Annotated in this window: 8 protein-coding genes; 4 read left to right on the plus strand and 4 right to left on the minus strand. The window is 53.0% G+C overall.

Annotated elements, in window-relative coordinates:
* Positions 1-36 precede the first annotated feature (36 nt).
* Entirely contained in the window at positions 37-993 is a 957-nt protein-coding gene (gene ytfQ / locus GFC06_RS01950) for a galactofuranose ABC transporter substrate-binding protein YtfQ (protein WP_016155532.1), read from the minus strand.
* A 309-nt stretch (positions 994-1302) separates the two neighbouring features.
* Between ytfQ and ppa the strand changes: the two genes are divergently transcribed.
* The 3 genes from ppa to GFC06_RS01965 all read left to right on the plus strand — a co-directional run bounded on the left by ppa (position 1303) and on the right by GFC06_RS01965 (position 5193).
* Positions 1303-1830, plus strand: coding sequence for an inorganic diphosphatase (gene ppa / locus GFC06_RS01955; RefSeq protein ID WP_003025726.1), 528 nt, complete (start codon positions 1303-1305; stop codon positions 1828-1830).
* 199 nt (positions 1831-2029) lie between these two features.
* Positions 2030-3100, plus strand: coding sequence for a 7-bladed beta-propeller protein YncE (gene yncE, locus GFC06_RS01960; protein ID WP_153689792.1), 1071 nt, complete (start codon positions 2030-2032; stop codon positions 3098-3100).
* Positions 3101-3183: 83 nt separating this feature from the next.
* Complete coding sequence (locus GFC06_RS01965) at positions 3184-5193, plus strand: TonB-dependent receptor domain-containing protein (RefSeq protein ID WP_047499946.1); 2010 nt, start codon at positions 3184-3186, stop codon at positions 5191-5193.
* Between the two features lie 42 nt (positions 5194-5235).
* Here GFC06_RS01965 and GFC06_RS01970 read toward each other — a convergent pair whose 3' ends face one another.
* Genes GFC06_RS01970 through tamA form a run of 3 tightly spaced genes read right to left on the minus strand, consistent with a single transcriptional unit; the run spans position 5236 to position 11089 of the window.
* Positions 5236-5580, minus strand: a complete 345-nt coding sequence (locus tag GFC06_RS01970) for a gamma-glutamylcyclotransferase family protein (protein ID WP_016151451.1) — start codon at positions 5578-5580, stop codon at positions 5236-5238.
* A gap of 2 nt (positions 5581-5582) precedes the next feature.
* On the minus strand, positions 5583-9359 hold the full coding sequence (gene tamB / locus GFC06_RS01975; protein WP_153689793.1) for an autotransporter assembly complex protein TamB: 3777 nt from the start codon (positions 9357-9359) through the stop codon (positions 5583-5585).
* Positions 9356-11089 carry an autotransporter assembly complex protein TamA gene (gene tamA / locus GFC06_RS01980; protein ID WP_016155528.1) on the minus strand — a complete coding sequence of 578 codons (1734 nt, stop codon included), beginning with the start codon at positions 11087-11089 and terminating at the stop codon, positions 9356-9358. Before tamA ends, tamB begins: the two co-directional genes overlap by 4 nt.
* Positions 11090-11301: 212 nt before the next feature.
* Here tamA and msrA point away from each other — a divergent pair, with 212 nt between their 5' ends.
* Positions 11302-11940: a peptide-methionine (S)-S-oxide reductase MsrA gene (msrA, locus tag GFC06_RS01985; RefSeq protein WP_049283035.1), complete on the plus strand. Its 639-nt coding sequence runs from the start codon at positions 11302-11304 to the stop codon at positions 11938-11940.
* Positions 11941-11944 lie beyond the last annotated feature (4 nt).

Genomic DNA, 11944 nt, shown 5'->3' on the forward strand with positions numbered 1-11944 from the left:
CAACGCCATCAGGCCTACGGAAGACCGGCAGCAAAACTAGTAGCCCATGTTTTTCTTCTTCTCTAACTCTTCTTTCGCCGTATCCGGCAGATAGAGGATCGACTTGGTAATGGTCAGCTTTTCAGGCATCGTGCCGTCTTTTTTGAATTTCTCCAGCGCGTCGAATGCCGGGCCTGCCATATTCGGCGTCAGCTCGACGCTGGCGTTGGCTTCACCGTCAATCATTGCTTTGTAGATATCCGGAACGCCGTCGATGGAACCGGTCAGAATATCTTTGCCGGGTTTCAGGCCCGCTTCTTTAATCGCCTGGATTGCCCCGATCACCATGTCATCGTTATGGGCGTAAACCATGCAGATGTTCTTGCCATTGTTTTCCGCTTTGATAAAGCTCTCCATCACTTCTTTCCCTTTACTGCGGGTGAAGTCGCCGGACTGTGAGCGGATAATCTTAATGTTTGGTGCGCTGGCGATGGCTTCAGCAAACCCTTTTTTACGATCGATGGCCACGCTGGCCCCGACAGTCCCTTGCAGCTCAACGACGTTACACGGCTTGCCGTTCACTTGTTTAATCAACCAGTCGCCGATCAATTTACCTTCCAGCACGTTGTCGGCGGTGACCGTGGTCATATAGAGAGATTTGTCTTTTACATCGATGGAACGATCGAGCAAAAAGACCGGAATGTCGGCATCTTTAGCTTCTTTTAAAACCGGTTCCCAACCCGTTGCCACGACCGGCGCAATAAAGATGGCGTCAACGCCCTGCGCAACAAATGAGCGAACTGCTTTAATCTGGTTTTCCTGCTTTTGCTGGCCGTCAGCGATTTTCAGCGTAATACCACGCTTTTCAGCCTCGCTTTTCGCAACGTTGGTTTCTGCGGCGCGCCAGCCGGATTCAGAGCCAACTTGCGAAAATCCTACGGTTAAAGGGGCTGCCATTGCCATAGACGACATGGCTGCCGAAACTGCTGTGACTAAAAGTAAGCGCTTCCACATAAGTGCGTCCTCGTAGGGTGATTATTGTTGGTTAATAAACCGTCGCGAAAAAACTATAGACAATTGAGCATGTAACGAATTGCGTTACATCACACTTCAAAAAAGTAAATAAAACGTTAATCACAACTTTGTAATCGCTTTCATCCCGCTATGAAAAATGCGGCTGAAGATATGGATTTTTCTGTCACGAGAGAGGGGTAAAAAGAAGAAAATGAGCGCAGAGAAAGCGAAAACAAGCGGAGACATTCAGCGCGAGTTGGCTATAATACCCGCCACTTGTTTGCCATAGCTTATTTAAAGGAAACAGACATGAGCTTACTCAACGTCCCTGCCGGTAAAGACCTGCCGGAAGATATCTACGTTGTTATCGAGATCCCTGCGAATGCAGATCCGATCAAATACGAAGTTGACAAAGAGAGCGGCGCCCTGTTCGTTGACCGCTTCATGTCCACCGCGATGTTCTATCCGTGCAACTACGGTTACATCAACCACACCCTGTCTCTGGACGGTGACCCGGTAGACGTTCTTGTCCCGACTCCGTACCCGCTGGAGCCAGGTTCAGTGATCCGCTGCCGTCCGGTTGGCGTGCTGAAAATGACTGACGAATCCGGTGAAGATGCGAAACTGGTTGCGGTTCCGCACACTAAGCTGAGCAAAGAATACGATCACATCAAAGATGTGACCGACCTGCCGGAACTGCTGAAAGCGCAGATCACCCACTTCTTCGAACACTACAAAGATCTCGAAGCGGGCAAATGGGTAAAAGTTGACGGTTGGGACAACGCTGAAGCCGCTAAAGCTGAAATCGTTGCTTCTTTCGAGCGCGCGAAGAAGTAAGTTCGCGTTAGCTTAAAACCCTGAACGCCAGTCTCTGGTTAGTAAGGGTTTTTAAATTTTTACGTTCTACCACCTCTCCCCTTCGCTGTTTTCTTTTTGACCTACCAGAATGGGTAGTCACATTTCATTTATCTTAATTGCGAATGATATTAGATCTCATTATCATTCTCAGCATGTAAATAAATGTGAATAAAAGTCAATGAACCTCCACAATGTGAAGTCCCTGAAACGCTATTCCTGCGTGGCACTCGCCACAGCGCTGTTATTTACCAACCTGTCCAGCGTGGCGCGGACGCTACCTGAGAAAGATTTTCTGACCCGCGATGTCGGTAACGGCGTGTATGAGCTGGCGGTTGATAGCCAGCAGAATGCGCTTTTTGTCGCCTCGTCGCCGTCGTTTGATAAAGATAAAACCAGCGGGCTTATCTATAAACTCGATCTGGAGAAACTCACGACGACTGAAGTCATCGACACCAGTCGTCGTGCCTTTGCCACCGCGCTGGATGAAGAAAACCAGGTGCTGTATGTCGGCAACACGCTGGAAGGTTCAGTAACGCTAGTCGATACCCGCAGCGGTAAAGAGCTGGCGATACTGCAACTGAGCGAAGCCAAAAACCCGAAAGATATTGTTCATACGCGTGAAATGGTGCTCGATAAACAGCACCACCGTCTGTACGTTTCTGGCGTGGCTGAAAAAGGCATAGTCTGGGTGGTGGACACACAAAAGCGCGAGAAAATCGCCACCCTCGAGAACATGGGCCAGTACCCGACCGGCATGGCCGTGGATGCAAATAAGAACCGCCTGTATGTTGTGAATGGCCGAAACGAACTTATTACGCTGGATACCACCAACCATCAAATTATTAATCGCTTTACCATTGAGCCAGATAAAAAACATTTTTTCCTGAATATTGCCCTGGATGCAAAAAATAACCGCGCATTCCTGACCGATCCGGATTTAGCGGACGTACTGGTTGTTGATCTTAATACCGGTAAGGTTATTGCACCAATTAAGGTTATTAACTCGCTGGCAGTGATATATAACGAAAAACGCCAGGAAGTTTATATCACCCACCGTAATGCTAAACGCATCAGCATTGTGAACAGCAAGACCTATCAGGTAAAACAAAGCATTGAAACCAATGCCTTACCTAACAGTCTGGCGCTCTCGGCAGATGCTAACACCCTGTACGTCAGCGTCAAACAGTCGGAAAAAATGACAGGTGTGAAGCCCGACTACGTGCTGAAAATCGATCTCTCTAAATATTAATAATTAAAAAACTATCTGCACCTTGCAGCTTTTTTGAGCTGCAAGGTGATGTTTTTATTTTTTACTTTTCAGGTGTCTATATTATGAAAACGCGTCAACTTATTACGCTGACAGGGATCGTTGCATTCTCAGGCGGTGTTATTTTCCCCACCCAGGCAGAAGAACTCACCGAGACCTCACGCACTAGCGAAGATGAAATGGTGATCACCGCATCCGGATTCTCGCAGCAAAAACGCGAAGCGCCGGCCACTATTTCAGTTATCGATCGTAACACGCTGGATATTCAGCCGGACCGTAGCATCGGTGAAGCCATTAAAAACCTTCCCGGCGTCTCGGTCACCAACAGCAGTGGCATGAATGCCGGTAGCATTATGATCCGCGGCATGGACCCGTCCTATACCGCTTTTATGGTCAACAGCGTCAAACAAAATACCGGTGAATCTCGCCCTTACGGACATGATATTGGTACTGAAGCCAACTTCTTACCGCCAATGGAGGCCATTGAGCGTATCGAAGTTATCCGTGGGCCGATGTCCTCGCTGTACGGTTCAGACGCCATCGGCGGTGTGGTTAACGTCATTACCAAAAAACCGTACGGCGCAAAAGAGTGGACCACGGCAATTGCTGCCAATACCTGGCTGCAGGAACACCAGTATTTAGGTAATACCAGCCAGATGAATTTGTTTACCATGGGGCCGATTGTGCCCGATGTTCTCGGCCTTAGCGTGGCGGCCGACTGGCTTGACCGTCGCGATGACGATCGCAATAACTATTTTGGCAAACACAATCGTAAATCCGTTGATATGACATTGGGCCTGGCCGCCAGCGAGAATAACCTGTTCGATCTCAACGTGGTCACCGGTGAGCAGGAAAAAAACCGTACCCAGAAACGCGGTGCGCCGTGGTCATGGCTGTTCGATCGTAACGCCGCCACCCTGACGCATACCGGCTGGTATGCAGACGACACCATCGCGACGACCAACTACATAAACTATGAAAAAGGCCGTTCGAAGTACGTTTATGACGGACAGTCCCCGCAGTATGTGCAGATGGAGAACTACGTCGCCAATTCGCAAACCACTTTCACGCTCGACACCCATAAACTGACCGTTGGGGCGAATTTCACGCGCGAAGAGCTGAATGACCGCTTTGATGTGGCCAACAAAACGCTGCCCGGATCTGACCCGGTGACCAAAATCAGCCGTAACGGTTGGGCATTGTTTGCTGAAGACGGCTGGAGCATTGGCGATTTCATCCTGACCACGTCAGCGAGGATGGACCAGGATGACAATTTTGGCACACATATTACGCCGAAAATGTACGGTAACTGGGCCTTTAGCAATGACTGGGCGCTGAAAGGCGGCGTTTCCGCAGGCTATAAAAAACCGGAGCTGCGCGCGACGTCCAGCAACTTCGTAACCCCTTACGGCTCAACCGTACCTTATCCCTTCCTCACCGTTGGTAACGACGACCTGAAACCTGAACAAAGCGTTAACTCTGAACTGGGCCTCTACTGGACGGGAGATGCGCTATCGCTCGACAGCACCGTCTTCTATACGCAGTTCAAAGACAAAATTGCTGAACAAACTATTTGTGAAACCACGTCGACGAACCAGTGCTCCGTCAACGGCTACAACGCGGATTCCGTCAGTAAATACTTCAACGTCAGCGAGGCGGATGTATACGGTATAGAACTGAATGCCGACTGGCAGATTACCGCCGATGTAAAAGCCAACGCTAACTACACCTGGAACCACAGCGAACAAAAAAGCGGCGTTAACAAAGGCTACGCGCTCAACGATTATCCGCGCCATATGGCGAATCTGTCGCTGAACTGGGCGGCAACGCAAAGCCTGGACGTATGGAGTACGGTGAATTATCGCAGCAGTAACCGCAACAGCGGCAATAACTATAAATACGATGACTACACGATGGTGGACGTAGGCCTACGTTATCAGCTCAATAAGCACACGCAACTGATGGCTGGGGTCTACAACGTGCTGGATGAGGATCCGAAACTGACAACCGCGTGGAACGAATCCGCACAGGTGGAAGGACGCCGCTATAACCTCGGCGCGCGCGTGGAGTTTTAAATCCAGAATAAAACAACGCCACCCGAGGGTGGCGTGTTCATATCAGTACTGGTCTCGGTCTAACCAGTTACCGCTTTCAATCAGCGTTAAGCCATCAACCGGACGTTGGTACACGTACATCCATGCACTTCCGTACGGCGTTTGAATTAACTGGCGTGCGTATTCACCGCCACGGGTACGCAGAGCGTCAAGCTCTGCCAGCGTGGCGTTATCAATACGATAAACTTCCCCGTGTACTGTTCCCTCTCCTGGAACGGCGCCTGGATAGTGGCCCAGGCTATACAACTGGTAGTTGTCGATACTGAAATTTCCCAGCAACAGGGCATTGGTCATCCAGTGGCTGTTGCCTTGTTTGGTTCGTAAACTGCCGTAGACAAATATTCGCATTGCTAAAACTCGAACTGATAGAGCAAATCAAGTGCCTGATCTACGCCAGACACTGCTTCCAGATATAGCTTAGGCATCAGACGATAACGTAGCGTGAGTGTCGCTAAGGAGTCAAATATACCCACACCATATTTCACCTGCAGACCTGGCAGTACGTATCCGCTGACAACCACCTGAGATGAATCACCCACCCCTTGTGTGTCCAGTGCCAGATTGCTTACGCCAAATGTCTCCCCGATTTTACCCACAACCTGACCACTTTGTGCAACCCCCAGACCAATAAGCATTGAAGTCATTGCCGCGCTGTCGCTCTGTTCGCTATCCAGTCCTTGTCCGCGTAGCAGGTAGGAAAGCGCCATTTGCTGCGACATCGCCGGGTCGGAGAAGATTTCCGCCTTCGGCTCATCGGCGGAGCCCGTGACGCGAACCCCGGCGATCACGTCGTCTTCGGTGGCTTCCGGGTTACGAATTGCTTCGATGTTGAGTAACGGCTGATCCGGCGGACCGGAGAACAACAGCTCGCCCTTACGCACAATCAGATCCTGACCATAGGCATGGAAACGCCCGCTCGGAATATTAATTTGTCCGTTCAGCCCCAGCCCCTGCTTATCCTGCACCACTTTCAGATCGCCCGTCAGACGCGCTTTCAGACCAAAGGCGTCAATACGCACGTTGTTACCGACATGGATGTTCAGGTTGCTGTTGATCGGAATACCTGCTGTCTGCGGTTTCTCCGGTTGCAGATTGTTGTTAAGCATGACCATATCGCTGGAAACCCCTACCGCGCTCTCCGGCAGATCGTGTACCACGATACGCGCCCACGGCACATCCACGTTGCCATCAAGGGTAAACAGGCTCGGCGTGGCTTCAAAGACCACGTCCGGCGATACGTCCAGGCGGACCATCGGCGGCACGGTAATACGAACCCTGCTGCCTTTAGCCGCAACGCGCGCCCGCCAGTTGTCTATCTGACTCCAGTCGGCATCGCCGCTCAGGTTAATTTCGCCCTGCTGCGTACGCACCACGCCCGCCAGCGTTGAGCGTGTTCCGGTGAAGTTAACGGCTAACTGGCTTGGCTGCATGTCAAACGGCATAAAGTTACCGTCGATATCCAGACCGCTCAGCTGCAGCTGTCCGAGCAGTTGCGGGCTTTGCACATCACCGCCCAGACGTAGGTTGGCGTTGATCACCCCTGCCGCTTTTTCACCGCGCGAGAAAATGGGGTTCACCATCGCCAGATTGAAGTTGCGGATGTTGACGTTGCCGCCGAGACTGCGGCGTCCTTGCGGATCCGTCACCTGCACCTGGCCGTCAAACTGCCCGTTGTTGGTCAGGCGAATCAGCCAGCCCAGCTCGGCACGGTTATTGTGCAGGTCGGCGGTCAGATTCAGCGTTTCAAACGCCACCGGGAGCGGCGCATCGTTCACGCTTTGCGTGACCTTCACGTTACGTCCGCTCAGCGTAACCTGCCCCTGCGGCAGCCCCTCTTTGGTGGTGTCCCAGCTAATATCAGCTTTGCCAGTGATAACGCCGCTGGCCTGGGTTGTATCCGGCATAAACGGTTTTAGCATCGCCAGGTCGAAGCGGTTAAGGCTCACCACCGCGCGTCCTTGTGCACCGGCATCAATGGTTTGCGGTACGCACAGTTCCGCATTCGGGTTGTTCCAGCAGTGCGGCCCAATGCTGATTTTCTGTTCCTGATTGCGATAATCCAGCGCGACAGGGCGGTTAAGGGACCACGGACCGACCGGCGTCTGGAAGCGGGTATCGCTTAACGCACCTTTCCAGCGCTGCTCTTTGCGATCAAAGCTACCTGCCAGGGAGAGCTGCCCGGAGACCGGTTCCCCCTGAATGCGCAGCTGCAGCTCATGCTGCTTTTCGCTACCTTTGGCATTGAGCGTCACCAGGCCAATATTCACGTCAGGCTGTACAATCCGCTCTACGCGAACGTTGAGATTACCAGCGATTTGCTCTGCCGATTTCACGTCGCCTTCGACGCGCACCTGAGCGACGGACAGCTCCTGCCAGCGCAGCCCCCGGGCGGTGATATCCGCCAGCAGTTGTGGCGCTTCAACCGTACCGCGAACTTTTACCAGCCCTTTCGCCGTACCGCCCAGTCCCGGTAGCGCGTTATCCAGGCTCGGGGCATCAATCGTCGCGTCGAGATTGAGGTCTTTGACCCCCAGTTCCCCTTTCACATCCGCGCTGTTGCGTCCCAGTTCCAGATGCAGGCCCGGGATCGTCCACTGCAGGTAGCTGTTACCCTTCAGCGAACCGTGCACATTAACCTTGTTCTGCTTCACGTTGCCGGTCAGCTTCAGCTCGGGCACCTCCATCTGCCAGCTTCCGCCGTACAGACTGCCGCGAGTTTTCACCAGGCCATTCAGTTTTGATGGCCACTCCGGGATCGCTTTCGCCGTGTTGATGCCATCCAGCGTTAGCTCCCCGCGCCAGCTGATCGCCTGCTGCCAGTCCACCAGCGCTTTCAGCTCAGTTTTCCCTTCCAGCGCCGCAACGCTGAGTTTGTCGAGATTGATCTGCTGTTCGTTGCCTTTGGCGTCCAGCGTGATGGTAGCCGGAGGAATATCCTGACCTTTCACAGCGGTACGCATCGACAGCGTATAGTCGGTCATCTTACCGGTCAGTTTGAGCTTGATGTCATCAGCCTGGAACTGCTTGTCGCCGGTAAACGGCCAGTAAACCTGCTTACTCACCACCTCAAGGTTGAGCGGCAATCCGGCTTCCGCCAGACGCGCCTGCGCCCGCAGATCCATATCCACCGGACCAGACAGATTTACGCCGACTTCCAGCTGTTCACGCAGCGCGCCGCCGACCTTCAGCTTCACCTTTTCGCCTTTTAACGGGTCCACGTTGAGCGTGCTGTTTAACGTAATATCGACCGGCCACGTGTCGGTCAGTTGCGCCGTGCCGCTGGCTTTTACCGTCCCCTGATTCGAGTCGATATCCAGTGCATCGAGTTTCATGTTGCCGTCAATGCTGCTCACTTTCAGCAGCATGTTATGTACCGTTAAATCCGTATCCCCGGTCACGCGCAACTGCTCGCCGCGAAACGCTTCAATGTTGAGATTGAGCGGCAGATGGACATCGGTCATTTCCGGCAGCACCGGCTTTGAGAACAGATCTTTTAGCGTTTCGCCGAGCGGTTTTTCATCCGGTTGCGGATTCTGAATCTTTGGTTCGACAACCTCTTCCTGCGCCACTTCCGCCACTTTAGGCAGGGCAATCAGCAGCCCCTGTAATGACGTTGGCTTCAGGGTCAGCGTTTTTTCCTGCCAGTTCAGGCCGGAGGTAAATTCCAGCACCGAAACCGTGGTGTCATCGATTTTGATATTGATGTTGTTCAGCGCCACGCGCGAAAGCGTGATTGGGTAAGGTGTGGAAAGGTTAAGCGGACCGCTCTCTTCCTCTTCAACCGGCGCTGATGGCGGCATCTTTTTGCTGTCGATCGCCACGTTGATATTTTTCAGCGACAGATCGTTGACGCACAGGCTGCTGTCCCACAGGCAGTTAAGCCCCACGGCCAGATGCACTTCGCCAGCATTCACCGCCACGCCAGGCTGGTCATAACGAATATTTTTGAGCGATAAATCCCGCCAGCCGCCGGTGACCTGACCAATCTCCAGCCCCGGAACCCAACGATTCGCCGCTTTGAAGATCAGATGCAGGCCCGAAGTAGTGCCGACGAGGAACGCCACCGTGCCTAACAACAGCAGGATAAAAATCAGCACGCCGAGGCTTATCTTCTTCCATAAACTCATAATTCAGGCCCCAGACCGATGTAAAACTGTAAACCATGTTCATCTTTGTCGCCCACAGGGACAGCAAAGTCGAGCTTGATGGGTCCCACTGGCGATTGCCAGCGTACGCCGACCCCGGCACCGGTTTTGAAATCACTTCTGCGGATATCGCTGACCGCTTCGCCGCTATCGACAAACATCGCGCCCCACCATTTTCCGGTCACGTTGTACTGATATTCCAACGAGCCGGTCGCCAGCTTCGAGGCCCCTTTCAGCTTGCCGTCGCTGCCTTCAGGCGAAATAGATTTGTATTTGTAGCCGCGAATGCTGCGATCGCCCCCGGCGAAGAAACGCAGATCCGGCGGTACTTTGTCGAAGTCCCCGGTTTCGATCCAGCCGAGGTTGCCGCGCATTACAAAGCGATGACGATCGTACAGCGTGCGGATCCAGACGTTTTGTGCCTGGAAGACGGAGAAATCAACGTCTGAACCCCAGGCCGTGTTGGAGTAATCGATGGAATAACGTTGGGAGTCGCCCCAGACTGGCATCAGACCGCCGCGCGAGCGCGTCCGGCTGATCATCACGCCCGGATAGAGCAGCATGGTGGTGTTAGTGACGTTACCCTGGGTAAAGTGGTCGAGGCTCCAGCGCAGGTTAATCGCGCGCTGCCAGCCGCTGGAGAGATCCCAGTAGCGGGAAACCGCAAGCGTAGTGGAGTCCTGCTCGGTATCGTTTAAATCGGTACGCTTAAAGCCCCCCTGCACCAGGTAATACTGCTCCAGCGGGTTCTTTAATAGCGGCATTTTATAACTGAAATCAAGAACCTGCTCTGGCGCAGAGATGCTGGCGCTGGTGGTCAGGCTGTGGCCATAGGAGTTCATCCACGGCTTTTTCCACGAGGTCTTCACCCGTGGACCGACGTCAGTTGAGTAACCGACCCCGGTTTCGATGGTGTTTTCAGTTCGCGGCGACACCACGCCTTTCAGCGGCAGCACTTTGGTTTCACGGGCTTTATCAAATTCCGGTGCGACGACAACGGAATTAAACCATCCGGTCGCCGACAGACGACGGTTCAGTTCGCCCAGATCTTTCGACTCGTACTCTTCACCCTCTTTAAAGGGCACCAGATTTTGTAGGTACTCATCGCGAATTTGCGAGCCTTCAAAAGTGACATGCCCAAAGCGATAGCGTTCCCCGCTGTTGTAATCGATATCCCAGAATGCCTGGCGGCGTTCGAGCGCTATCCCAAGCTGGCTTTTATTAAATTCACTGTCGAAATAGCCTTTGCGCAACGCCACGCTGGTGAGTGATTTTTTGAAGTTATCATAGTCCCCCTGATTCAGCACGGTGCCGATTGCCGGTCGCGTTTTCAGCAGATCCAGGTAATCTTTATCCGTACGTGCGCCACCGCGCAGAATCACTTCGGTGCCGCCAATCAGCACCGGCTCACCAGGGGTCACTTTGGCAATCAGCACCTGGCGTCCTTTCGCCGGCGGCGGACGCAGCTCAAAATCAATGGTGGGCTCAAAGTAGCCCAGCGCTTTTAGCCCTTCGCGGATGGCATCATCAACGCGCGCACGAAAGCGTCGGTCTGGAGTGACTTCATCACTTTGAATCGTGGATAGCTGCGCGCGGACGTTTTTCTCCAGCGGTCCTGATAATCCTTCGACCTGTAAGCGAACATTCGCTGCGGCGGCGGAGCCACTTAAGCACAGTAATCCCACCCAACATAACTGACGGATATGTGGCACATTTTCTCCTGAATATCCTTTTTTCCCACCCCTGGAAAAAAATACTATGCCGTTCCTCGGCTTAACAAAAAATCAACAATAAGAGTTGAAAAACAGACGACAACCCAAATATTTCTTATGTTTAACTCTAGACGTATTCACGCCGTTTATTGTGGGCAAAGACGCGTCTCGTTACAACCTTAACCCAAATGACTGATTTCGGGAGAACGGCCATGAGTTTATTTGATAGAAAGCATCTTGTTACTCAAGCAGATGCCCTACCTGGACGCAACACCCCGATGCCAGTGGCAACGCTGCATGCGGTTAACCAACATTCGATGACCAACGTGCCCGACGGTATGGAGATAGCCTTTTTCGCCATGGGATGTTTCTGGGGCGTTGAACGTTTATTCTGGTCATTACCCGGGGTATACAGCACAGCGGCCGGATATACCGGCGGCTACACCCCTAACCCAACCTATCGGGAAGTGTGTTCCGGCGATACCGGACACGCCGAAGCGGTACGCGTCGTCTATGACCCGCATGTTATCAGCTACGAGCAACTGCTGCAGGTGTTCTGGGAAAATCACGACCCGGCGCAGGGCATGCGTCAGGGGAACGACCAGGGGACGCAGTATCGCTCCGCCATTTACCCGTTAACGCCGGAGCAAACCGTCGCGGCACGGGCAAGCCTTGAGCGTTTTCAGGCAGCAATGACCGCCGCTGGCGACGAGCGCACCATTACAACGGAAATCACTACCGCAACCCCGTTCTACTATGCCGAGGACGACCACCAGCAGTATCTGCATAAAAATCCTTATGGGTACTGCGGTATTGGCGGGATTGGCGTTTGTCTGCCGCCAGAACGTTGATCCG

Origin of the sequence: Citrobacter braakii (assembly GCF_009648935.1) — a bacterium.
Lineage (GTDB): Bacteria > Pseudomonadota > Gammaproteobacteria > Enterobacterales > Enterobacteriaceae > Citrobacter > Citrobacter braakii.